This is a genomic window from Microbacterium sp. H6, assembly GCF_003314775.1.
GTDB lineage: Bacteria > Actinomycetota > Actinomycetes > Actinomycetales > Microbacteriaceae > Microbacterium > Microbacterium oxydans.
This window is the reverse complement of sequence record NZ_QOAY01000122.1, coordinates 1-24060: the sequence shown is the minus strand read 5'-3', so window position 1 is coordinate 24060 and position 24060 is coordinate 1. Positions and strand designations below refer to the sequence as shown.

The window sequence follows — 24060 nt, the reverse complement described above, 5'->3', positions numbered from 1 at the left end:
CACCGCTGTTCGCGCTGGCACTCGAGATCGCCGAGCGTGCCGGTCTCACCCCGTTCCACGGCGTCGAGGTCGGCGGCGCGTCCGACGGCAACTTCACCGCCGCGCTCGGGGTGCCGACGCTGGATGGGCTCGGCGCGGTCGGCGGCGGCGCCCATGCCGACGATGAGCACGTGATCGTCGCACTGATCCCGGAGCGCATCGTGCTGCTGCAGGAGCTGATCCTCGCCGTCAGAGAACGCACGCCGGCGCGGAACGGAGGACGGGCATGAGCCTGACGGACGCCGCGGCCTTCCCCGCGTCGCCGGAGGAGGCCGCCGATGCCGCGAACGCCGCCGCGTCGAAAGCGGGGGTGGAGATCCGTCTGCTGGAGGATGTGGACGACTTCACCTTGGTCGCCGAGCTGTTCCAGAGCATCTGGACCAAGCAGGGCGAAGCCTCCCCCGTGAACGTCGAGACGCTGCGGGCGCTGTCGAAGGCCGGCAGCTACGTGGGCGGAGCATTCGAGCACGACGAGCTCGTCGGCGCATGCTTCGGCTTCTTCGCCGCTCCCGAGCAGCGTGCGCTGCACAGCCACATCGCGGGCGTCTCCTCGCGGATGCGCGGTCGCAGCGTCGGCTTCGCCCTCAAGGTGCACCAGCGCGCGTGGGCGCTCGAGGAGGGTCTGGACGAGATCTCCTGGACGTTCGATCCCCTCATCAGCCGCAATGCGCACTTCAACCTCGTGAAGCTCGCCGCGACCCCGACGTCGTATCACCGCAACTTCTACGGACACATGGCCGATGCGCTCAACGGGGCGGACGACACCGATCGGATGCTCGTGACCTGGTACGTGCGCGACCCCAGGGTGGTCGCCGCCTGTCACGGGGAGCCGGTGCCTGAGATCGTGGAGATCGACACCGAGGAGATCAACGCCGAGGAGATGTCCGTCGAGCCGCTGCTCAGCGTGGGCGGCGACCTCGGGCCGCTGCGGCATCGCACCGACGCGCGCTTGGTACGGGTGGCGCTGCCACGCGACATCGAGACCTTGCGCCTGACCGAACCCGCACGGGCGACCGCATGGCGTCTGGCGTTGCGCGAGACGCTCGGATCATCGCTGGAGGGTGGAGGGCGCGTGCTCTCGTTCGACCGCTCCGGCGCCTACACCATCGACAGAGGAGAACAGGGATGAAGCTCACCGGATTCGAGCTGCGCGTGATCGAGATGCCGCTGGTGTCGCCGTTCCGGACGTCGTTCGGCGTGCAGACCGTGCGCGAGGCCCTGGTGGTCCGCGCCGTCACGGACGAGGCGGAGGGCTGGGGCGAAGGTGTTGCCATGAACGACCCGCTGTACTCCTCCGAGTACGTGGAGGCGAGCGTCGACGTCATCACCCGGTTCCTGCTGCCGGCGCTCGCGCAGGTCGAGGACCTCGATGCGAGCGGCGTCGCCCCGGCCCTGGCGAAGTTCAAGGGTCACCGCATGTCGAAGGCCGCGGTCGAGCTGGCGATCCTCGATGCCGAGCTGCGGGCGGCCGGGGTGCCGCTCTCGCGCGAGCTGGGCGCCGTGCGCGACCGGGTCGACTGCGGTGTCTCGGTCGGGATCATGGACTCCATCCCCGAGCTGCTCGAAGCCGTCGGCGGCTACCTCGACGAGGGGTACGTGCGCATCAAGCTCAAGATCGAGCCCGGGTGGGACATCGAACCGGTGCGCGCCGTGCGGGAGCGCTTCGGCGATGACGTGCTGCTGCAGGTCGACGCGAACACCGCCTACCACCGTGGCGATGCCCGGCACCTCGCCAAGCTCGATCCGTTCGACCTGCTCCTGATCGAGCAGCCGCTCGACGAGGAGGACCTTCTCGGACACGCGCAGCTCGCCCGGGCGATCACCACCCCGGTGTGCCTCGACGAATCGATCGTGTCGGCCAGGGCCGCGGCGGACGCGATCGCCCTCGGCGCCTGCTCGATCGTCAACATCAAGCCTGGCCGTGTGGGCGGGTACCTGGAGGCACGACGCATCCACGACGTGTGCGCGGCGAACGACATCCCGGTGTGGTGCGGCGGCATGCTCGAGACCGGGATCGGGCGTGCGGCGAACGTCGCCCTCGCAGCCCTCCCCGGTTTCACCCTGCCCGGCGACACCTCGGGATCCGGACGGTACTACGCGCACGACATCACCGAGCCGTTCGTCGTCGAGGACGGCACTCTCACCGTTCCCACGGGTCCGGGAATTGGCGTGACGCCCGATCCTGATGCGCTGGACGCCGTGACGGTCCGCACCGAGTGGATCACCTTCTGAGAGCCGGCTGACGGCCCTTGTGGGGCACGACGATCCTGTCGAGACCGACCAAGAGTCGATACGATTTCGTCGTGCCCCACAGCTCCCCCACCCGTGGTCGCCCCCTAGCCTGGGCGCTGTGCTCATGTCCGTGACGACCAGGCCCCGCGCCAGCCTCGGCCGGGTCATCGAAGACCTCGGCAACACCCTGCTCGAGGTGGTGAGCGGCGCCGTCGACGACGAGGCCGAGATCGAGACCGTGGTCATCCACGACGTCCTCGACGACGCGATGCCGATGCGCGGGGCACTCGTGCTCGGTGTCGGGCTGAGCGATCCCGATGAGATCGCCGAACTCCTGCAGAACCTTGCTGCCCAGCACGCCTCCGCCCTCATGCTGCGCGCTCCGGTGCGGGCCGAACAACCGGTGCGCGATGCGTCCGAGGCCACGGGCATCCCGGTGCTCGCGCTCACCCGCGGGGCGTCGTGGGCGCAACTGGCTGCCATGCTGCGCTCGCTCATCGCCGAGGGTGACGTCGGCGATCAGGGAACGACGACGCTGGGCGGCATGCCCTCCGGCGACCTCTTCGCCCTCGCGAACGCGATCGCCACGCTGCTGAACGCACCGGTCACGATCGAGGACCGCAACTCGCGGGTCGTCGCGTTCTCGGGTCGCCAGCACGAGGCCGATCCGGCGCGCATCGAGACGGTGCTCGGTCGGCAGGTTCCCGAACGGTTCGCGCGGCAGCTCGAGGAGCGCGGCGTCTTCCAGGAGCTGTACCGCAGCGAGGATCCGATCCACGTCGGACCGGTGTCCAACACCGAGGGTCTGCCGTCGTTCCCTCGCGTGGCGCTGGCCGTGCGTGCGGGCGACGAGATCCTCGGATCCATCTGGGCGGCTGTGCAGGAACCGCTCTCGCCCGACCGCGTGCGAGCGCTGAAGGACTCTGCCGGGCTGGTGGCCCTGCACATGCTGCGTCTGCGCGCCGGCGCCGACGTGGAGCGCCGACTGCGCGCCGACCTGCTCTCCACGATCCTGGAGGGAGGGCCGGGGGCTGCGGATGCGACGGCTCGTCTGCGCCTGAGCGATCATCGGTGCGTCGTGCTCGCCGTGTCCGCCACGGAGGACATCGACGACGAGCCCTCCGCCGGGGCACGAGGTGTCGCGGAGAGGCAGCGGATCGCCGATGCGTTCGCCGTGCACCTGGGGGCCGTGTACCTCCGCTCGGCTGTGGCCGTGATCGGCGATGTCGTGTACGCCGTCGTCGGGATCCGCCCAGAGCAGGGCGATGCCGATCCCGGATCGGAGCATCCCGACGCGGACAGCCGCGCCGCGCGCGTCGCCACGGACTTCCTGGGCCGGCTCGGTGCGACCGCTGAGATCCGCATCGGCGTCGGCACGGTGGCGGAGGCGGTCGCAGACATCCCTTCCTCGCGCGCGAATGCCGACCGAGCTCTGCGCGTGGTCCGTCAGGCGCCTTCCGGCGAACCGGTCGCACGGTTCACTTCGGTGCAGATGGAGGCGCTGCTGGTCGAACTCGCCGACCTCGTCCGCGCCAGGGGCGATCAACCCACCGGTCCGGTCGCGCAGCTGCTGGCGCAGGACAGGGAGAAGGGGACGCACCTGGTGGAGACCTTGCGCGCCTGGCTCGACGCGTTCGGAGATGTGGCCGTCGCCGCAGCCCGCGTCTACACGCATCCCAACACGTTCCGCTACCGGCTGCGTCGCCTGTCGGAGATCAGCGGACTCGACCTCGCCGACCCGGAAGCCCGGTTCTCGGCCATGGTGCAGCTGCGGCTGCTGGTCCCCCGCGACTGAGACGCAGACGGCCCTGACATCCGGAGAGTGCGCCCGCCCCGCCCCCTTGCTGAACGAGGCGGCTGCAGGGACGGGGCCGGTCGAGGCTCGTGGCCCGTCGCCCTCTGCACCCTGGTCGTGAGGCTCGTGGCCTGTCGTTCGGGTGCGCGTGATGTCCGCTCGTGACCGACATCGTGCGTATCTGACACCGATTTGACCACAATGCAATCATTCAGACCATAGAGTGATTTCTGATTGAACGATCCGATCAATCGTGACTCCGCACAGAAGGCGACGGTGATCGAAATGGCCAACCTCGACGCGACCGACCGCAGGATCCTCACCGTGCTCGACGGTGACCCCCGCCGTCCGGTCGCCCTGATCGCCCAGGATCTCGGCCTCGCCCGCGGCACCGTGCACGCTCGACTGGATCGCCTCGAATCCGGAGGATACCTGCGTGCGCACAGCTCGCGAGTGCTGCCGCAGGCCCTCGGGCGCGGTGTCGCGGCCTCGATCCTGGTCGAACTCGATCAGCATCAGATCACGGACGCGATCGATGCGCTCAGTCGCGTCCCCGAGGTGCTGGAGTGCTTCGCTCCCGCCGGCGACACCGACCTGCTGCTGCGTGTCGTCGCGAAGGACCCCGACGACCTCTACCGCGTGGCCGAGGTCGTGCGGCTGTGCCCCGGCATTCTCCGCACGTCGACGAGCCTGTTCCTGCGCGAAGTGATCCCCTATCGGGTGAGCGCGCTCCTGCAAGCCGACTGAGCCGGCACGCGATCCTCAGCCGATGATGCGGGCACCCGGCACGGGGCCGTGCACGTGCAGCGGGTCGAGCCCGTTCTCCCGCAGGGACGACTGCACGTCCTGCGCCGTCTCAGGGTCGGGGCAGAGCAGCGCGATCGTGGGCCCCGAGCCCGACACGATGCCCTGCAGCGCACCGGCGGCGACCCCGAGGCTGATCGTCTCGGCGAGGTCGGGCCGTTCGTACAGCGCCGCGGCCTGCAGATCGTTGAACAGGGTGTCGGCGAGCTGGGTCGGGTCCCCCGAACGCAGCGCCTGCAGCACGGGGATGGGCACGTCCAGCGACAGCTGCGGGTCGTCGGCCAGGGCGCCCTCGTCCTCGCGCAGCAGGTCGAGGCGCTCGTACACCACGGGCGTCGACAGCCCCTGCTCGCTGGGCACCAGGATCCAGTCGAAGCGTCCGCGGGCGAGTGCCGGGTTGAGCTGGTCTCCCCGCCCCGTGCCCACAGCCGTTCCCCCGTGCAGCGCGAACGGCACGTCGGCACCCAGACGCGCGGCCAGATCGTGCAGTCGGGCCTGCGACAGCCCGGTGCCCCACAGCGCATCGCACGCCACGAGGGCGGCTGCCGCGTCCGCCGACCCTCCCCCCATGCCGCCGGCGACGGGCACGCTCTTGCGGATCTCGAGCGCCACCCCGCCCGGATGATCCACCGCGACGGCGAGCAGCTTGGCCGCGCGCATCGCGAGGTTGCGGTCGTCCAGCGGCACGGAATCGATGTCCTCCACTCCGGAGACCGTCACCGAGAAGTCGTCGGCGGGGCGCGCGATCACGTCTTCGTAGAGCGAGACCGCCTGGAAGACCGTCGCCAGCGCGTGATAGCCGTCGTCGTGCCGGCCGCCGACCCCGAGGAAGACGTTGATCTTCCCCGGGGCGCGCACGTGCACGGAATCGGCGAACGCGGCATGGCTCATGATCGGGTCACAGCTCCGAGGACTTCGCCCACAGGTTGACGTCGATGGCGCCGGCGAGCTCGTCGATGCGGGCGAGCTCCTCGGTCGTGAAGTCGGGACCGTTCACGGCCGCGATGTTCTCATCCAGCTGCTCAGGACGCGAGGCGCCGATCAGCGCCGAGGCGACGACGGGGCTGCGCAAGGTCCACTGCAGTGCGAGCTGCGCGAGCGACTGGCCGCGACCCTGAGCGACCTCGTTCAGCGAACGCAGGGTCTGCACGGCCTCGTCCGTGAGCCGGCCCTCCGGCAGCGAGCCGCGCTTCTGCGCACGCTCGGCCGTGCCGTCTCCGAGGTACTTGTCGGTGAGCAGGCCCTGAGCCAGCGGGGTGAACGCGATCGCGCCGAGGCCCGACTGCTCCAGGGTGTCGGTCAGTCCGTCTTCGACCCAGCGGTTCAGGATCGAGTACGCGGGCTGGTGGATGACGAGCGGGGTGCCGAGCTCCTTGGCGACGGCCACGGCCTCGGCCGTACGCTCCGCACTGTAGGAGGAGATACCGACGTACAGGGCCTTGCCCTGGCGCACGAGCGTGTCGAGCGCGCCGACCGTCTCGGCGATCGGGGTGACCGGGTCGACACGGTGGGAGTAGAAGATGTCGACGTAGTCGAGGCCCATCCGCGTCAGCGACTGCTCGGCGCTCGCGAGGATGTACTTGCGGCTCGCGAAGTCGCCGTACGGGCCGGGCCACATGTCCCAGCCGGCCTTCGACGAGATGATCAGCTCGTCGCGGTAGGGGCGGAGGTCTTCGGCGAAGATGCGGCCGAAGTTCTTCTCGGCGGAGCCGTAGGGCGGGCCGTAGTTGTTCGCCAGGTCGAAGTGGGTGATGCCCCGGTCGAACGCGTGGCGCAGCAGTGCGCGCTGGTTGTCGAGCGGGATGTTGTCGCCGAAGTTCCACCACAGCCCGAGCGAGATCGGGGGCAGGTACAGGCCGGACGTGCCGACCTGACGGTAGGCGAACTGCTGGTAGCGGCTCTCGTCCGCGGCATACGGACGGTGCAGCTCGGGGACATCGGGACGGAAGCGGGGGGAGTCGGTCACGGTGCCAGATTACTGGGTGGAAGCGACATCGTCGGAGAGCACGTCCAGCGCGGGAGCGTGCTGCGCGATGCGCTGGTAGTCCTCGACCGTGAGGTCCTCGCCCCGAGCCGTCGGTGCGACACCGGCGGCGGTCAGCACCTCCGAGGCGGCAGCCGAGCTGCCGAAGATCCCGGACAGTGCCTGACGCAGCATCTTGCGGCGCTGGTTGAAGGCCGCATCGACGATCTGGAACGTGCGACGGCGCTCCTCCTCCGTGCCGCGCTCACCCTCGGACCGGTCGAAGCCGACGAGCAGGCTGTCGACGTTCGGCACCGGCCAGAACACCTGGCGGGAGACGTTTCCGGAGAGCTTCCACTCGCCGTACCAGGCGGCCTTGACGCTGGGCGAGCCGTAGATCTTCGAGCCCGGCTTCGCGGCCAGCCGTTCGGCGACCTCGGCCTGGACCATCACCACGCCGCGCTGGAGATACGCGAAGTTCTCCAGGAAGTGCAGCAGCACCGGCACCGAGACGTTGTAGGGGAGGTTGGCGACCAGCACGGTGGGCTCGCCGGGGAGCTCGGTGATGCGCAGCGCATCCGCATCGACGACCGTGAGGCGGTCGGCCTCGACACCGTGCTCGGCGGCCGTCTGCGCGAGCCGGGCCGCGAGTCGGTGGTCGATCTCGACGGCCGTGACGGAGGCGCCGGTCTCGAGGATCGCCAGCGTCAGGGAGCCGAGACCCGGACCGACCTCGACCACGCGCTCGTGCGGCTGCACACGGGCGGCCTGCACGATCTTGCGCACGGTGTTCGCATCGGTGACGAAGTTCTGGCCGAGCTTCTTCGTCGGGGTGACGTCGAGCTCGGCGGCGAGGCGGCGGATCTCGGAGGCGCCGAGCAGGGTGACGGTCATCCCCCCATTCTCCCCCACACTCCGATGTCGCCCCTCCTCAGTAGTCTTCTCTGGTGCCTTCCCTCGGAGAACTCGTCGCGCCCCGTCGCATGGGCCGCAATTTCCGATGGTTGCTCGCGTCGTCGTGGACGAGCAACGTCGGTGACGGCGTCGCGCTCGCGGCCGCTCCCCTGCTGATCGCATCGATGACCTCGTCGCCGATCCTGGTGGCGGCCGGCGCGATCCTGCAGTTCCTCCCCTGGCTCCTGTTCGGCCTGCATGCGGGAGCGATCGCCGACCGCTTCGACCGACGCCGCCTGGTCATGTTCGCGAACGCCGCCAGGGCTGTCGTGCTCCTCGCACTGTGCGTCTTCCTGATCACCGGCGTCGCGAACATCTGGATCGTGCTCGCTGTGGCCTTCCTCTACGGCACCGCCGAGGTCTTCGTCGACACGGCGGGCAGCACGCTGCTGCCGATGCTGGTGAAGCCCGCCGACCTCGGCATCGGCAATGCACGCCTGCAGGCCGGATACCTGGTGGCGAACCAGTTCGCCGGTCCGCCGCTGGGCGCCTTCCTGTTCGCCGCCGGCACCGCCTGGCCGTTCCTGCTCGAAGTCGTGTGCGTCAGCCTCGCGGTCGTCCTCATCTCCCGCATGGCTCGCACCCCGGTGCCGCCGCGCGCGACCGACGAGCGCACGCCGGTGCACACCGACATCGCCGAGGGGCTCCGCTGGCTGTGGCGCAACCCGCCCGTGCGCACGCTGGTGCTCATCATCCTGGTGTTCAACATCACCTGGGCGGCGCCCTGGGGTGTGCTCGTGCTCTACGCGACGGAGCACCTGCAGATGGGCGCGGTGGGCTACGGCGCCCTCACGACCGCGTCGGCGGCCGGTGGCATCCTCGCGACGCTCAGCTTCGGCTGGTTGGAGCGACACGTCTCCTTCGCCACCCTGATGCGTGTCGTGCTGTCGCTCGAGGTGCTCATGCACCTGGCGTTCGCCCTCACCACCGCCGGATGGGTCGCGCTGATCATCATGTTCTTCTTCGGGGCGTACGCGTTCGTCTGGGGCACGATCTCCACGACCGTGCGACAGCGTCTGGTGCCCGCCGAGCTGCAGGGCCGGGTGGCCTCCGTGAACATGGTCGGGGTGTTCGGCGGCATGGTCGTCGGGCAGGCGCTCGGCGGCGTGATCGCCCAGGTGTGGGGACTCACCGCGCCCTGGTGGTTCGCCTTCGTCGGGGCGGCCCTCACCCTGCTGCTGGTGTGGAAGCCGATCTCGCAGATCGTGAGCGCGAAGCCCGTCGCCGAGACCGGGCCCGAAGACGTGGAACCCGAAACTCAGTCGGCGAACGAGCCGTAGACCCGCAGGGTGTTCTCGGCCAGCTGGGCGCACAGCTCGTCGACCTCGATGTCGAGCTCGGCGGCCATGAAACGCACGGTGATCGGCACGAGGTAAGGCGCGTTCGGGCGGCCCCGCAGCGGCACGGGGGTGAGGAACGGGGCATCCGTCTCGACGAGGATGCGATCGAGCGGCGTCACCTTCAGCGCATCCCGCAGGTTCTGCGCGTTCTTGAACGTCACGTTGCCGGCGAACGACAGGTGGTAACCGGCGTCCGCGCAGAGGCGGGCCATCGCGTCGTCGCCCGAGAAGCAGTGGAACACCGTGCGTTCCGGGGCGCCGACACGGGAGAGCGTCTCGAGCACGGCCTCATGCGCGTCGCGGTCGTGGATCTGCATCGCGATGCCGTGCTTCTTCGCGAGCGCGATGTGCGCCTCGAACGAGGCGAACTGCGGCGCGCGGCGCTCGGGCTCTGTGCGGAAGAAGTCGAGTCCCGTCTCGCCGATCGCCCTGGTGCGGGGGTGCGCGGCGAGCTCGTCGATCACCTCGATGGTCTCGTCCAGGCCCACGCCACCCCGCAGGCCCTCTTCCGCGTAGGTCGGGGCATCGTTCGGGTGGATGGCGACGGCGGCCAGGACGCGGGGATCCGACTCCGCGGCCTCGACCGCCCACCGGGACGACTCGATGTCGCCCGAGGCCTGCACGACGCCGGCGATGCCAACGGCCGCCGCGCGGTCGAGCTGCTCGGTGAGGCTCAGCGGCTCGTCGCCGTCGACGATCTCCAGGTGCGCGTGGTTGTCGTACACCGGAACGGCCAGCGGTTCGGGCGCGGCGGGATACCTCAGATCCTTGCGTCCGTCACCGTCACGGCGCTGCACATACGTATCCGACATCGCTCAGGCCGCGGACTCCACCCGCGGGAACAGCGGCGCCAGGCCGTTGACGCTGGTGCCGGGGCGCAGCACGCCCCAGGCTCCGGCCTCGCGGATCGGCTGGTCCTGCAGACGGCCCAGGGTCTCGGCGGCACCGAGGGCGATCCACAGCTTCTCCGTCGACTGCGGCATCACCGGCGAGAGCAGCACGGCGAGCGCACGCAGCCCCTCGGCACAGGTGTAGAGCACGGTGGCGAGACGCTCTCGCTGTTCCTCGTCGCCGCTGTTCGCCTGCTTGGCCAGCGCCCACGGCTCGTTCGCGGTGATGTACCCGTTGAGCGCGTCCACGATGGTCCAGATCGCCGAGATCGCCTCGTCGATGCGGAAGTTCGCGATGGCCGCATCCGCGTTCGACGCGGCATCCGCCACGATCTTCTGGATCGCGAGGTCCTTCTCGGTGTATTCGGCCGCCGGCGGCACGACACCCTCGAAGTACTTCTCGATCATCGCGGTCGTGCGCGAGGCGAGGTTGCCGAAGCCGTTCGCGAGCTCGGCCTGGTAGCGAGCGGACAGGTCCTCCCACGAGAACGAGCCGTCCTGGCCGAAGGCGATCGCTGAGAGGAAGTAGAAGCGGTACGCGTCGGAGCCGAAGACATCGGTGATCTCGGTCGGCGCGATGCCGGTGAGCTTCGACTTCGACATCTTCTCGCCGCCGACCAGCAGCCAGCCGTGCGCGAAGACGCCCTTCGGCACGTCGAGTCCCGCCGCCATCAGCAGCGCGGGCCAGATCACGGCGTGGAAGCGCAGGATGTCCTTGCCGACCACGTGGTACGCCGGCCAGCGGCGCGCGAAGGTCTCCTCGTCGGAGCCGTACCCGACGGCCGTGGCGTAGTTGAGCAGCGCGTCGACCCACACGTAGATGACGTGCGACTCGTCCCACGGCAGCGGGATTCCCCAGTCGAAGGTCGAGCGGGAGATCGAGAGGTCCTTGAGGCCCTGGCTCACGAACGACACGACCTCGTTGCGCGCCGAGTCGGGGCGCACGAAGTCGGGCTGGGTCTTGTACAGCTCGAGCAGCCGGTCCTGGAACTCGCTGAGCTTGAAGAAGTAGTTCTTCTCCTGCAGCAGCTCCAGCGGCTTCGAGTGGATGGCGCAGACCTTCAGGCCCTCGAAAGGTCCGGTGCCGTCGACGATCTCCGACTCCGGCTTGAACTCCTCGCAGCCCACACAGTAGAGCGCCTCGTACTCGCCCGCGTAGATGTAGCCGCGGTCGTACAGGCGCTGGAAGAACGTCTGCACGTTCGTCTCATGCCGCTCCTGCGTGGTGCGGATGAAGTCGTCGTTCGCGACGTCGAGGGTCTCCAACAGCGGGAACCAGCTCTCGCTGACGAGCTTGTCGACCCACTCCTGCGGAGTGACCCCGTTCGCCGCGGCGGCGCGCAGCATCTTCTGACCGTGCTCGTCGGTGCCCGTCAGCATCCAGGTGTCATCGCCCGCCTGGCGGTGCCACCGTGCGAGGGTGTCGACGGCCACCGACGTGTACCCGTGACCGATGTGCGGCACGTCGGAGGGGTAGTAGATGGGCGTGGTGATGTAGAAGGAATCGCCTGCGGGCATGGAGCAATTCTAGGTGCCGCACGAGAGGTGGTTTCGCGCTCAGGCGACGGAGACGTCGATGCGGTGCCATCCCTGCGCACCGTCGGGTGCGGGGGCGGCCGGATCCGAGGTCTGCGTCTCGCCGTCGGCGCTCAGCGCCCGGCATTCGATGGTGTGCGAACCGCTCTCGGCGGTCCAGTCGAGGCTCCACTGCACCCACGTGTCGGCGGAGATCGCGGTGGCGAGATCCGCCCTGCGCCATGGCCCTTCGTCGATGCGCACCTCCACCCCGGCGACCCCGACATGCTGCTGCCACGCCATTCCCGCGATCACCGCGTCCCCGGCCGGGATCGACTGTCCGCGGCGCGGGACGTCGATGCGCGACTGCAGCTTGATGGGCCCGCGGTCGGACCAGCCGCGGCTCGTCCAGTACGCCGTGGCGCGGTCGAACCTCGTGACCTCCAGCTGCGTGACCCACTTCGTGGCCGACACGTAGCCGTACAGCCCCGGCACCACCATCCGCACCGGGAAGCCGTGTTCGATCGGCAGCGGCTCGCCGTTCATGCCGATCGCGAGCAGAGCGTCCCGATCGTCGGTGAGCGCCTCGAGCGGCGTCGACGCCGTGAAGCCGTCTGCCGAGGTGGAGAGCACCATGTCCGCTTCCGCGTCGACGCCCGCACGCGCGAGCAGCTCGCGGATCGGCAGCCCCAGCCAGCGCGCGTTGCCGATGAGCGATCCGCCCACCTCGTTCGACACGCAGGCGAGCGTCACGTCCGCCTCCTGCAGCGGCATGGCGAGCAGTTCGTCCCAGGTGATGCGCACCTCGCGATCGACCATGCCGTGGATGCGCAGCGACCAGTCGGCGGGGTCGACCTGAGGGACGATCAGTGCCGTGTCGATGCGGTAGAACTCCGCGTTCGGGGTCACGACCGTGGCGAGACCGGGGATGTCGAGCTCCGCGCCGGCAGGAACCGCGGCCGCGGTCTCCGCTGCCTTCGGAAGCCGCAGGGCATCGCGGACCGCCTCGATCGATCGGCTCGCTCCGCGCGCGACATTACCGACGATGAGGGCGACGGCACCCGCTGCGGCGACTCCGGCGGTCCACATCAGGAACCGCCTGCGGTCTTCACCGTCGGGGGCAAGGCCCGCGACCGGACGCAGTCGAGCGACGAGGAGACGCAGCATTATCACCGCGACGAGTCCGGCGACGAGACCCGGGAGCCAGGCGAACGGTCCAGCGCCCGGACGGATCATCGCGGCCACGACCGCGAGCACACCGAGTGCGCCGAGGATGACCGCTCCGATACCGGACCGTCGCCGCTCCAGGATGCCGGCGAGCGCGGCGACGACCACGAGCACCAGGGCGATGCCCACGATCAGCGCCACCTTGTCGCCGGTGCCGAAGAGCGCGATCGCGGTGTCCTTCGCCCAGCTCGGTGCGAGGTCGATGAGTCCGCTCCCGATCACCGCGAACGGGCTCGCACTCGGCTCGACCACAGCGGCGACGAGCTCTGCCAGCCCGACGGCGAGGAACGACGCGCTCAGTCCGGCCGCAGCCGAGCGGAGCGTGTCGTCCCTCGTCGCGTGCTGCGCGTTCGTCATGACCCGAGGGTAACCCCGCTCAGAGCCCGTTGCGCCGCGCGACCTCTCCCAACCAGGCGAGGGAGGGCTTCGGGAACCGCTCGAAGGTCTCGTGGTCGAAGCCGATCAGCCCGAACGTGGGCCGGAAGCCGCTGGCCCACTCGTAGTTGTCGAGCGCGCTCCAGTGCTGATAGGCACGCACATCGACGCCGTCGGCGATCGCGCGGTGCAGGCCTTCCAGCGCTCCCTGCGTGTAGGCGACGCGTCGGGTGTCGTCGGCGGTCGCGATGCCGTTCTCCGTCACGAGGATCGGTACCCCACCGCTGCGCTCCCACGCGCTGCGCACGCCCAGTTCGAGCGCATCGGGGAAGAACTCCCAGCCTGTGAGCGTCGTCTCGACGTCGTCCGACACCGGACGCGGACCTTCCGGGCCGATGAAGGTGCGGGTGTATGCCTGCACGCCGACGAAGTCGTCTCCGGCCGACTGCTCCAGGTACCAGTGGTCGCGCGGGTCGCCGTACGTGGCGAGCATCTCGTCCGCTCCCGGTTCTCCGGTGGAGTGGAACGCCTGCGTGGCGATGGTCCATCCGGCTTTGACTCCCGGCACCGAATGCAGGATCTCGGACGCGCGGTGGTGCGCGTCCAGCAGGGTGTCGGCCACGGCGAGGTCGGGGTTCGGGAGACCGTAGGCGACGAGGTTCGCGGCGTCCTCTCCCCCGGCCAGCATCGCGGCGATGTTCGGCTCGTTGATCGTGCACACGTAGTCGACGCCGTCGAGGATCGGCAGCACGGTCTCGACGTAGCGGGAGAACAGATCCACCGCGTCGTCCGCGCGCCAGAAGCCGTCCTTCTGGAACCACTGCGGCACCGTGAAGTGCATGAGCGTGACGGTGGGGTCCAGTCCGTTCTCACGCGCCGTGTCGATCATGCGGCGGTAGTGGTCGAGCATCGCCCGCGAGATGAACCCGCGCTCCGGCTCGATCCGCGCCCACTCGACCGAGAAGCGATAGGAGTTCAGCCCCGCCTCGGCGAGCAGCCGCATGTCCTCCGGGTAGCGGTGGAAGTGGTCGGCAGCGTCACCGGAGGGCTCCACCATGGGCGAGTCGGGAGCATGCTCCATCGCCCACCAGTTACTCGTGGTGTTGTTGCCCTCCACCTGGTGGGCCGCTGTCGCGGCACCCCAGAGGAAGCCGTCGGGGAATGTGAGCACGGATGCGCTCCTCTCTCTTTCTTGCAGGCGTCGTCCGCGCGTCAGCGGGCGCGGGCGGGGTTCGGCACGGCGTCGAGCAGTTCGACCGTGTACGGGTCCTCCGGATGCTGCAGCACCTGCGAGGTCTCACCGCGTTCGACCACTCGGCCGCTGTTGAGCACGAGGATGTTCTCGGTGACGAGACGCGCGCTCAGCAGGTCGTGCGTGATGTAGAGCATGCTGATGCCCCACCGCTCGCGCAGGTCCTCCAGCAGCGCCAGCACTCCGGCGCGGAGCGATACGTCGAGCATCGAGACCGGTTCGTCGGCGATCAGCACCTGCGGGTCGCTCGCGAGCGCCCTGGCGATCACCACGCGCTGTCGCTGTCCTCCGGAGAGCTGGTGCGGCAGCTTGGCCGCGAACTGCTCGACGGGCGTCAGGCCGACGGTCTCGAGCAGCTCGAACACCCGGGCTCTGGCCTCCGGACCGCGCAGCTTCGTGTAGTTCACGACCGGCCGGGTCAGGGCGTACTCGACCGTGTGCAGCGGGTTGAGCGCCGCGTACGGATCCTGGAACACCATCTGCACGTCCTTGCGCAGATCGCGCAGACCGCGGCGCTTGAGCGTCGCCACGTCGGTGTCCCCGAAGCGGACGGTGCCGGAGGTGGGCTTCTCGACGCCGGTGAGCATCTTGGCGATGGTCGACTTGCCCGAACCCGATGCGCCGACCAGGGCGAGGGACTCCCCCGGTTCCAGCCGGAACGACACGTCGTCGACCGCGGTGACGGCGCTCTGTCCGCGACGCGGTGCCGGGTAGTGCTTCGAGACGCCCTCGACCACGATCGCCGCATCCGCCCGACGGGTGTCGCGCGACGACACGGTCGGCAGGGTCTCGGTGACGTCGGTGCGCGAACGTCCCTCACGACGCCGGGTGCCCGCGTCGAGGAATCCGGGGATCTCGATCTTCTCGGCCCGGGGGTCGGCGTAGTGGCTCAGCAGCATCCGCGTGTACTCGTCCTTCGGGCGTTCCAGGATGTCGATGCTCCTGGCGTCCTCGACGATGTGTCCCTCGTGCATCACCATCACCCGGTCCGTCGCCTCCAGCACGATGCCGAGGTCGTGGCTGATCAGGATCGCGGTGAAGCCCTCGGCCCGCTGCAGGTCCTTGATCGTGTCCATCACGGCATGCTGCACCAGCACGTCGAGCGCGGTGGTGGGCTCGTCGAACACCATCAGCTGCGGTTCGAGCGACAGGGCGAGGGCGATCGAGGCGCGCTGGCGCATGCCGCCGGAGAGCTCGCCGGGGAAGCGTGCGAGCACCGAGGGATCGAGGCCCACCTTGCCCACGAGCTCCTGAGCCCTCGCCTCGCGCGCGTCCTTCGGCACGTGGCCGTGCGCAGCGAAGATGTCGCGGAAGTGGTTGCCGATCGTGCGCACCGGGTTGAGCGCGTTCATGCCCGACTGCAGCACCATCGCGAACCCGCCCTGACGCTGACGGCGCAGCTCCTCGGCGTCGAGCTCCCGGATGTCACGTCCTCCGAACAGGATGCGTCCTGCGCTGATCCGTGCCGGCGGCTTCTGCAGTCGCGTGAGGGCGAAGCCGAGCGTGGACTTCCCTGAGCCGGATTCGCCGACCAGTCCGACGAACTCCCCACGGCGGAGGGAGAACGAGACGTCCTCGACCGCGGTGACCGGCGTCGTCCCCGGCGAGGCGTACTCCACCGAGAGGTTCTGCACGTCCAGCAGGATGTCGTTCTCGCGCATGTCGATGTTCTCCGTCATGGCGGTCATCGCCCCTTCCCCTCTCGCAGGCGCGGATTGGAGATGCCGTCCACGCCGAAGTTGATCAGTGTCAGACTGAGCGCCAGCAGGGCGATGCACAGACCGGGGGCGAACAGCAGCAGCCACTGTCCGGTGAGCAGCGAGTTGGAGTTCTGCGCCCAGTAGAGCATGGTGCCCCAGCTGACGATGCTGGAGTCGCCGAGGCCGAGGAACTCCAGCCCCGCCTCCGCCAGGATCGCCGCAGTCGCCGCACCGAAGAGGGTGCCCGCGATGATCGAGGTCATGTTCGGCAGGATCTCGCGGAACACGATGCGCGTCCTGCTGTCGCCCGAGAACTGCGCCGAGGTGACGAAATCGTTCCCCCGCAGCGACTGCGTCTGGCTGCGGAGCACACGCGCACCCCACGCCCAACCGGTCACGACGATCACCGCGATGATCATCAGGATGCCGCCGTTCTGCAGGTACGCGGCGATCACGATCATGAGCGGCAGGCCGGGGATCACGAGGAAGAGGTTGACGATGAAGCCGATCACCTCGCCGAGGAACCCTCGCATGTACCCCCAGCTGAGGCCGATGAGCACGGCCACGATCGTGGACAGGATTCCGGCGGCGAAGCCGACCAGGAGGCTGACCTGTGCGCCGTAGATGAGCTGGCTGAGCACGTCCTCCCCGGCAGCGGTCGTGCCGAGCCAGTGCGCCCACGACGCATCGGCGTTGCGCTCGAAGCCGTTGTCCTTCGCGCCGTACGGGGCCAGGAGAGGGGCGAACACCGCCACCAGCACGAAGAAGGCGAGGATGCACAGCCCGAGCCGCGCCTTGCCGTTGCTCCAGAGCGTGGCGACCATGCGTCCGAAGGCGCGCCACGGGCTGGGCGCGGCGATGCGCTCGGCGGGGATCTTGACGTTCATGGTGGAGGTCATCGGCGAGTCCTCGGGTCGAGAACCCCGTAGAGGATGTCTACGAGGAAGTTGGCGATGAGCACGCTCACGGTGATCATCAGGAAGAGCGCCTGCATGAGCGGGTAGTCCTGCCCGATCACGGCGTTGAACAGCAGGTATCCGATGCCGGGATAGCCGAAGACCTGCTCGACGAGGATCGATCCGCCCACCACACCGCCGAGCGTGAGCCCGAAGCCCGTGAGGTTCGGCAGGATCGCGTTGCGGGCCGCGTACCGGAGGGCGATCGTGTGCCCCCGCAGACCGTTCGCCTCACCGAAGGTGATGTAGTCCTCGCCGAGGGTGTTGATCATGGCGTTGCGCATCCCGATGATCCAGCCGCCCAGCGAGGTGAGCAGGATCGTCAGCGCCGGAAGGAACGCATGACTGATCAGATCACCGAGGAACTCCCACGTGAAGCCAGGGGTCGTCGTCGCGGAGTAGGCGCCGGTCGTCGGGAACCAGTGCAGCACGTACCCGAAGAAGAAGAGCAGCAGCAGCGCCGTCCAGAAATAGGGGAACGTGCTCAGGAACGATCCGGTCAGCGTGGGCAGCGAATCGAGCCACGTCCCTCGGCGCCAGGCGGCCATCACTCCGATGAGCGTGCCGATCACGAACGCGAGCACGGTGACGATGCCGACCAGCCCGATCGTGTAGGGGAAGGCCGTGGAGACCATGCTCGACACCGACTGCGGGTAGAACGTGTACGAAACGCCGAAGTCGAGCCGCACGACCTGACCGAGGTAGGCGATGTACTGATCCCACAGCGACCCGGTCGGAACACCCAGCTGCGCCTCGATGGCGGCACGCGTCGCATCCGACACCGGCCCGTTCTGGGACAGCTTGGCGATGGCGGCATCCGCCGGGGAGCCCGGCATCATCCGCGGCAGGAAGAAGTTCAGGGTGACCGCGGCCCACAGGGTGAGCACGAACAGGCCGAACTTCTGGAGCACGTACTTCACTTGTCGTCCTCCTGCACTCGCTCCAGCCGGGTGAAGATACCCAGCGGCGCGGAGTCGTAGTTCTGCGGGATCATGTACGGGTCTTCCTCACTCGGCCAGCCGGTGAACTTGGCATCGCTGAACAGGCCCCAGATGCCGCCGTAGTAGAGGCCGATCACGGGCATCTCGTCGTAGACGATGCGCTGCAGCTCCTTGACGATCTCGGTCTGGCGAGCGGTGTCGACGGTCTCGCGGTACTCGGCCAGCAGCTCATCGACCTCGGGTGACTTGTAGCGCTCGAAGTTGTTCGCCGTGGCCTCGCCGGACGGCACATAGAACTCGCTGGAGAGCAGGTTGTTGTACGCCTGGTAGATGTCGCCGTTCCCCATGCCGCCGATGGCCATCTCGAAGTCGCCGTTGCTGATCGCGCTCTGATAGCCCGCGGGCTGCGGGAGCTTGAGGGTGACCTTCACGCCGACCGCGGCGAGCTGGCTCTGCACGGTCTGCGCCGCGCGCGTCCAGTCGGAGTAGCCGTTCGCGGTGGTCAGGGCGAACTCGAGCTGCTGGCCGTCGGCCCCGATGAGCCGGTCGCCGTCGAGTGTGTACCCGCCTCGGCGAAGGCGGCGAGCGCTGCGTCCCTGTCCTGCGTGATCATGCCCTGGTCGGGGATGCTCGGGTCGAGGTACTGCTGCTGGTTGGGCAGGATGAGTCCGGTCTGACCGGCCGGCTTCATGTAGCCCTCCGATGCCGTCTCGGCGATCTCGTCGCGGTCGAGCGAGAGAGCGATGCCCCGGCGCACGTTCACGTCGTCGAAGGGCGCCACCTCCAGGTTCGGCATGAGCGCGATCACGCCACCCGGCGGGAACCACCAGTTGTTGTGCTCGCTCGCCGCGCCCCAGGTGCCCTCGACGTCGGAGATGAAGGAGTAGGCCCAGTCATAGCCGCGGGTGACGGTGTCGAGCTGGGAGTTCGTGGCGGGGAGGATGATGTGCTCGATCTCGATCGAGTCGGCCTGCCAGTAGTCGGGGTTCTTGTCCATCGAGTACTGCTGGTCGTTGTAGTTGCCGAGCACGAACGGACCGGTGCCGACCGGGTTCTCGTTGCGGTATGTGCCCGGATCCTTCACGTCGGCCCAGAGGTGCTCGGGGACGATCATGGTCTGGCCCAGGATCGACAGCGAGGGGGCGTCTTCGGTCTTGAGGTGCAGCACCACATCGTCGCCCGAGGTGTCGACACTGTCGAGGTGCTGCCACGCACCCTTGATGTCGAGGGACGGGTTGTCCTTGAGCAGCTGGAAGGTGAACGCCACGTCTTCGGGCGTCAGGTCTTCCCCATCGCTCCAGGTGACGCCATCGCGGATCGTCATGACGATGGTGCGGGCGTCGGGCTGCGTCCATTCGGACGCGAGCCAGGGGTTCTGCGTGCCGTCGAGCGGGTTGATCAGGATGAGCGGCTCGTAGATCCACCGGGACGCGGTGCGCGTGTTGGTGAGATACGGGTTGAAGTTCTTCGTGAAGAACGGGTTGCCCTTGTCGGCATTGATCAGCATCGTGTCGGCACCGATCGAGGGATCGGGTTGGGATGTGATCTGGATGCTGCAGCCGCTGAGTGCGACCGCCACGGCCGCGAGGCCCACGATCGCCGCTCTGCGCCAGCGCTGCATCACGCGCCCTCTCGGCGTTGTGCCCTCTGACATCTGCCACCTCATGTCGTCTCTGTCATGACCGGCGACCGACGCCGCCTTCCAGATTGTAAGCGCATACATTTTGAGATCGCAACCCCTTGACACCGGCGCGGCGAGCGTTTCCGGCCGGTCAGACGGGGCGCTGCGAGCTCTCGCGGAGCAGGATCTGCAGCGGCAGACGGGCCACCACGGGCTCCGCCTCGGCGTGCTCGAGGCGGCGGGCCAGCACCTGCACGGCCGCGCGTCCGAGATCGATCATCGGCTGACGTATCGTGGTCAGCGGGGGCTGCGACAGGGCAGCGGCCTCGATGCCGTCGAAGCCCGTCACGAGCATGTCGTCCGGTACGTGGACGTCCGCTCCGCGGAAGACGTCGAGCGCTCCGAGCGCCATCTGATCGTTCGCCGAGATCAGCGCGGCCGGCGTACCCGTGGCGAGAAGCTCCTCGGCCGCCCTCCGACCAGACGCCCTTGTGAAGTCGCCGCGCAGCACCATCACGTCGTCGAGGCTCCGCCCCGCCCCCGCCACCGCGGCGGCGAAACCGTCCCAGCGCTGCAGACCGTCGGGAGAGTCCGCCGGTCCCGCGAGGAAGGCGAGCCGCCCGTCTCCCACCTGCCCGAGCACGTGCCGGGTCAGCTCCGCCATGGCCTCGGCGTTGCTCACCGTCACGTGGTCGTAGTGATCTCCGCGCGGCGGGCCGGAGAGCACCACCACGGGGATGCGTCGCGCCAGTCGCGCCAGAACGTCGTCCGGCACGCTGCTCGCGAGCACCATGAGGCCGTCGACCCGACCAGCCATGTCCCGCACCGTGGAACGGTCAGGATCATCGCGGCCGACACCGACCATCAGTACGAAACCCTGCTTCCATGCTTCGAGCTCGGCGCCGCGCAGCACCTCGTCGAGGAACAGCATCGAGGTGTGCCCGCCGTCGGACTCGGTCTCATCGCGGACGATCGCGAAGGGAGGCGCGTGTTCCTCAGCGGCGGAGAGCGCGTCGAGCGGCGGGGCATCCTCCGCGGCGTCGAAGCCGGGGAAGTACAGCCCGAGCACGCCGGTGCGGCGTTCGGCGAGTCCGCGGGCACTGCCGCTGGGGACGTACCCGAGGGCGGTCACCGCATCGAGCACGCGCTCCCGCGTGACCGGACGCACGGCATCCGGCGAGCGCAGCACGCGCGAGACCGTGGCGATCGAGACGCCGGCCCGATCGGCCACGTCGTACACGGTCGCCGCCTTGCTCACGGTCACACTCCTCCGGAGCGAGCGGCGAGAGCCGCCTGGTAGAGGTCGCGGGAGGAGAGACCGGTGAGGGCGGCGACCTCGGAGGCGGCGTCCTTCAGGCGGACGCCGTCCGCGACGAGCGTCTGCACCTGGGTGAGGGCGTCTTCCGGAGAGGCGTCTCGGCGGGAGGCCCCTTCGACCACGATCACGATCTCGCCCTTGACGCCGTCCTCCGCCCACGCGACGAGTTCGGGCGCAGTGCCGCGGCGTACCTCCTCGTAGAACTTCGTGAGCTCGCGACACACGGCGATGCGCCGCTCGTCGCCGAACGCGGCTCCCATGTCCGTCAACGCACCGGCCAGACGTGCGGGCGACTCGAAGAAGACCATGGTGCGGGGTTCGGCAGCCAGGGCGCGAAGAGTCGAACGCCGCTCCCCCGGCCTGCGCGGCAGGAAGCCCTCGAACGTGAAGCGATCGGTGGGCAGGCCTGAGATCGCCAGTGCCATCAGCACCGCGCTCGGCCCGGGGATCGCGGTCACCGTCACGCCCTGGGCAACGGCCTCGGCGACCAATCCGTATCCCGGATCGCTCACGGTGGGCATCCCGGCATCGCTCATCACGACGATGTCGGTCTCCGCGGCGAGCGCCGCCAGCTCGGCCGCCTTCTGCTTCTCGTTGTGGTCGTGCAGGGCGATCAGGCGAGGTCTGTTGTCGATCTCCAGCGCCTTGAGCAGTCGCTGCGTGGTTCGGGTGTCCTCGGCCACGACGACCTCGGCGTTCTCCAGCACCTCCACGAGGCGGCGAGACGCGTCGCCGAGATTTCCGATCGGAGTGGCGGCGAGGATGATCACCCGCCCAGCTTAGGCGGGCGCGATGCAGCGGAACGAGAAGGCACGTTGTCTAGGCTGGACCGGTGACCGCGCCCGAACCATTGCTCCCCGCTCCCCCCGAGCGGTCGACGCGCTACGGGCAGCTCCGCGATCGTCTGCTGCTGGATCCCGACTGGGGTCGCGCGATCCGCTGGCTCGCGCCGCTCGTCATCACCGCGATCGCCGCGCTCCTGCGCCTGATCAACGTCGCCCACCCGCACCAGCTCGCCTTCGACGAGACCTACTACGTCAAAGACGCCTGGTCGCTGTGGACCCTGGGCTACGAGGGCACCTGGGGCGAGAACGCCAACGATGCGTTCGTCACGCTGCAGCAGCTGCCGTTGTCCGAGCAGGGCGCGTTCATCGTGCACCCCCCGCTCGGCAAGTGGCTCATCGCGCTCGGCATGGCGATCGGCGGACCCGACAACAGCGCGGGATGGCGCCTCGCCACCGCGGTACTCGGCACCGCATCGGTGCTGCTGGTCTACCTGATCGCCCGCCGCCTCAGCGGCTCCGTCGTCGTCGCGAGCGTGGCGGGGACGCTGCTCGCGATCGACGGTCTGAGCATCGTGATGAGCCGCATCGCCCTGCTCGACGGCATCCTGACCTTCTTCGTCCTGCTGGGCGTGCTCTTCGTGATCATCGACCGGCAGCGGACGATCCCCGTGCTCGAGAGGCGAGACCCCGAGCGTCCCGACCCGTTCTGGGGGCCGGTGCTCTGGCGTCGCCCCTGGCTCGTCGCCGCAGGGCTGGCGCTCGGGGCGGCCTCGGCCGTGAAATGGTCGGGCCTGTACGTGCTCGCGGGTTTCGGCCTCTACGTCGTCATCACCGATGCGCTGGCGCGGCGCCGCGCCGGAGTGGTCCTGTGGCCGACTGCCGCCGCGTTCCGCCAGGGTCCCGTCTCGTTCGTGCTGCTCGTCTTCCCCGCTCTCGCCGTGTACCTGGTCAGCTGGACCGGATGGCTCGTGACGGCCGGAGGGTACGACCGGCAGAGCGACTCCAACCCGCTGATCGCCCTGTGGAAGTACCACGAGTCGATGCTCGGCTTCCACGTCGGTCTCACCCGAGGGCACCCGTATGCGAGCGCCGCATGGGAGTGGCCGTTCCTGCTGCGCCCCACCGCGGTCTGGGTCGACTCCGACCCCACGGGATGCGGCACCGACCACTGCATCGGCGTGATCTCGGCGATCCCGAATCCCCTCATCTGGTACGCGGGCGTCGCGGCCTCGATCTACCTGGTGTACCGCCTCGTGCGGGGGTGGATCACGAAGCAGCCCGTGGGCCCGGAGCTGAGCATCCCCCTGGTCGGTCTCGCTGTGACGTACCTGCCCTGGCTCATGTTCCCCGAGCGCACGATCTTCCAGTTCTACACGGTCGTCATGATGCCGTTCCTGGTGATCGCCCTCGCGATGACGTTGCGGATCATCGCCGGGAAGCGCGAGGATCCGCTGCACCGTCGACAGTCGGGCGAGCGCACCGTGATGATCTTCCTCGCCTTCGTCGTGCTGGTGTCGGCGTTCTTCCTGCCGCTGTGGACCGGGATGAGTGTGCCCTACGACTTCTGGCTGCTGCACAACTGGCTGCCCGGCTGGGTGTGACGCGTCAGCAGCAGGATCGCGAGAGCCGCGGCTGTCAGGCCTGACGCGACCCAGATCGGGGCGAGCAGCCCCCACCCCGCGCTGAGTGCAACCGCACCGAGCACCGGACCGACGGCCGCGCCGACGTTCAATGCCGCCGTGGCGTACGAGCCCCCCATCGTGGGCGCACCCGATGCGGCGTAGAGCACGCGGGTGATCACCGTGCTCCCGACGGCGAAGGACAGCACGCCCTGCACGAAGACGAGCGCGAGGAGCGCAGCCGGGGCGGAGGCGAACGCCGCCAGCCCGACCCAGCCCGTCAGCAGCAGCGGTCCGCCGACGAAGAGCACGAGCCCGGGACGCCGGTCGGAGAGCCGGCCCGCGAGCGCCACGCCGAGGAAGGAACCGATACCGAACAGCACCAGCGCCGCCGACACCCAGATCTCCGCAAGACCCGCCGCCTCGGTGACGACGGGGGCGAGGAAGGTGAAAGCCGCGAAGGTGCCACCGTTGATCAGCGCACCGATGCCCATGGGCAGCAGGAGCATCGGCGTCGCCAGCTGACGGAGTTCTGCGCGGAGGCGCGGTGAGGCTGCGGCCTGCTCCGCTGAGCCCACCGAGTTCGCGACGCCGCGCACGACGCCGATGATCGCCGGAGCGCACAGGAGGGCGACAGCCCAGAAGGTGGCCCTCCACCCCAGGGCCGAACCGAGCAGGGAGCCGGCCGGCACTCCCGCGACCGTGGCGACCGTCGTGCCGGCGAGCAGGATCGA

General features: G+C 69.1%; 20 protein-coding genes and 1 pseudogene. 7 read left to right on the top strand and 14 right to left on the bottom strand.

Annotated features, from left to right (window positions below; all coding sequences use genetic code 11):
• The 5 genes from DSP71_RS08225 to DSP71_RS08205 form a co-directional block, all read left to right on the top strand.
• Positions 1-269 (top strand): M20/M25/M40 family metallo-hydrolase (locus tag DSP71_RS08225; protein ID WP_113680831.1); only part of this gene is annotated, 269 nt, incomplete at its 5' end.
• Entirely contained in the window at positions 266-1168 is a 903-nt protein-coding gene (locus DSP71_RS08220) for a GNAT family N-acetyltransferase (protein WP_058632405.1), read from the top strand. The genes DSP71_RS08225 and DSP71_RS08220, both read left to right, overlap by 4 nt.
• Entirely contained in the window at positions 1165-2271 is a 1107-nt protein-coding gene (gene menC, locus DSP71_RS08215; RefSeq protein WP_113680830.1) for an o-succinylbenzoate synthase, read from the top strand. The genes DSP71_RS08220 and menC overlap by 4 nt, the downstream gene beginning before the upstream one ends.
• Before the next feature lie 124 nt (positions 2272-2395).
• Positions 2396-4066 (top strand): helix-turn-helix domain-containing protein, encoded by a 1671-nt coding sequence (locus tag DSP71_RS08210; protein WP_113680829.1) that lies wholly within the window; start codon positions 2396-2398, stop codon positions 4064-4066.
• Between the two features lie 285 nt (positions 4067-4351).
• Entirely contained in the window at positions 4352-4813 is a 462-nt protein-coding gene (locus DSP71_RS08205) for an Lrp/AsnC family transcriptional regulator (RefSeq protein WP_046749869.1), read from the top strand.
• A gap of 15 nt (positions 4814-4828) precedes the next feature.
• Here the strand turns inward: DSP71_RS08205 and DSP71_RS08200 are convergent, their stop codons facing one another.
• The 3 genes from DSP71_RS08200 to rsmA are packed head-to-tail and all read right to left on the bottom strand — an operon-like array spanning position 4829 to position 7727.
• Positions 4829-5761 (bottom strand): 4-(cytidine 5'-diphospho)-2-C-methyl-D-erythritol kinase, encoded by a 933-nt coding sequence (locus DSP71_RS08200; protein ID WP_113680828.1) that lies wholly within the window; start codon positions 5759-5761, stop codon positions 4829-4831.
• Positions 5762-5768: 7 nt separating this feature from the next.
• Positions 5769-6836 carry an L-glyceraldehyde 3-phosphate reductase gene (gene mgrA / locus DSP71_RS08195; protein WP_058632402.1) on the bottom strand — a complete coding sequence of 356 codons (1068 nt, stop codon included), beginning with the start codon at positions 6834-6836 and terminating at the stop codon, positions 5769-5771.
• Positions 6837-6845: 9 nt separating this feature from the next.
• Positions 6846-7727, bottom strand: coding sequence for a 16S rRNA (adenine(1518)-N(6)/adenine(1519)-N(6))-dimethyltransferase RsmA (gene rsmA / locus DSP71_RS08190; protein ID WP_046749719.1), 882 nt, complete (start codon positions 7725-7727; stop codon positions 6846-6848).
• Positions 7728-7780: 53 nt separating this feature from the next.
• On the opposite strand from rsmA, the gene DSP71_RS08185 reads away from it, so the two are divergent.
• Complete coding sequence (locus DSP71_RS08185; RefSeq protein ID WP_258546328.1) at positions 7781-9067, top strand: MFS transporter; 1287 nt, start codon at positions 7781-7783, stop codon at positions 9065-9067.
• Here DSP71_RS08185 and DSP71_RS08180 read toward each other — a convergent pair.
• The 10 genes and pseudogenes from DSP71_RS08180 to rsmI all read right to left on the bottom strand — a co-directional run bounded on the left by DSP71_RS08180 (position 9046) and on the right by rsmI (position 21692).
• Positions 9046-9939 (bottom strand): TatD family hydrolase, encoded by an 894-nt coding sequence (locus DSP71_RS08180; RefSeq protein ID WP_113680826.1) that lies wholly within the window; start codon positions 9937-9939, stop codon positions 9046-9048. The genes DSP71_RS08185 and DSP71_RS08180 overlap by 22 nt on opposite strands.
• Positions 9940-9942: 3 nt before the next feature.
• A complete protein-coding gene (metG, locus tag DSP71_RS08175) occupies positions 9943-11535 on the bottom strand; it encodes a methionine--tRNA ligase (protein WP_058632398.1) in 1593 nt (530 codons plus the stop codon).
• A 39-nt stretch (positions 11536-11574) separates the two neighbouring features.
• Positions 11575-13116, bottom strand: coding sequence for a molybdopterin-dependent oxidoreductase (locus DSP71_RS08170; RefSeq protein WP_113680825.1), 1542 nt, complete (start codon positions 13114-13116; stop codon positions 11575-11577).
• Positions 13117-13135: 19 nt separating this feature from the next.
• On the bottom strand, positions 13136-14305 hold the full coding sequence (locus DSP71_RS08165; RefSeq protein WP_046749724.1) for a glycoside hydrolase family 1 protein: 1170 nt from the start codon (positions 14303-14305) through the stop codon (positions 13136-13138).
• 41 nt (positions 14306-14346) lie between these two features.
• Positions 14347-16074 (bottom strand): ABC transporter ATP-binding protein, encoded by a 1728-nt coding sequence (locus tag DSP71_RS08160; RefSeq protein WP_058632395.1) that lies wholly within the window; start codon positions 16072-16074, stop codon positions 14347-14349.
• On the bottom strand, positions 16071-16985 hold the full coding sequence (locus tag DSP71_RS08155; protein WP_046749725.1) for an ABC transporter permease: 915 nt from the start codon (positions 16983-16985) through the stop codon (positions 16071-16073). Before DSP71_RS08155 ends, DSP71_RS08160 begins: the two co-directional genes overlap by 4 nt.
• Positions 16982-17962 carry an ABC transporter permease gene (locus tag DSP71_RS08150; protein ID WP_046749726.1) on the bottom strand — a complete coding sequence of 327 codons (981 nt, stop codon included), beginning with the start codon at positions 17960-17962 and terminating at the stop codon, positions 16982-16984. Before DSP71_RS08150 ends, DSP71_RS08155 begins: the two co-directional genes overlap by 4 nt.
• Positions 17959-19307: pseudogene (locus DSP71_RS08145) on the bottom strand (ABC transporter substrate-binding protein). The gene DSP71_RS08150 and the pseudogene DSP71_RS08145 overlap by 4 nt, the downstream one beginning before the upstream one ends.
• Before the next feature lie 448 nt (positions 19308-19755).
• Positions 19756-20862: a LacI family DNA-binding transcriptional regulator gene (locus DSP71_RS08140; protein ID WP_113680832.1), complete on the bottom strand. Its 1107-nt coding sequence runs from the start codon at positions 20860-20862 to the stop codon at positions 19756-19758.
• A 2-nt stretch (positions 20863-20864) separates the two neighbouring features.
• Complete coding sequence (gene rsmI, locus DSP71_RS08135; protein WP_113680824.1) at positions 20865-21692, bottom strand: 16S rRNA (cytidine(1402)-2'-O)-methyltransferase; 828 nt, start codon at positions 21690-21692, stop codon at positions 20865-20867.
• Positions 21693-21754: 62 nt separating this feature from the next.
• On the opposite strand from rsmI, the gene DSP71_RS08130 reads away from it, so the two are divergent.
• Complete coding sequence (locus DSP71_RS08130) at positions 21755-23308, top strand: dolichyl-phosphate-mannose--protein mannosyltransferase (protein ID WP_061015085.1); 1554 nt, start codon at positions 21755-21757, stop codon at positions 23306-23308.
• On the opposite strand, the gene DSP71_RS08125 is transcribed toward DSP71_RS08130, so the two are convergent.
• On the bottom strand, positions 23263-24060 hold a 798-nt coding region (locus DSP71_RS08125; protein WP_147251242.1), incomplete at its 5' end, for an MFS transporter. The genes DSP71_RS08130 and DSP71_RS08125 overlap by 46 nt on opposite strands.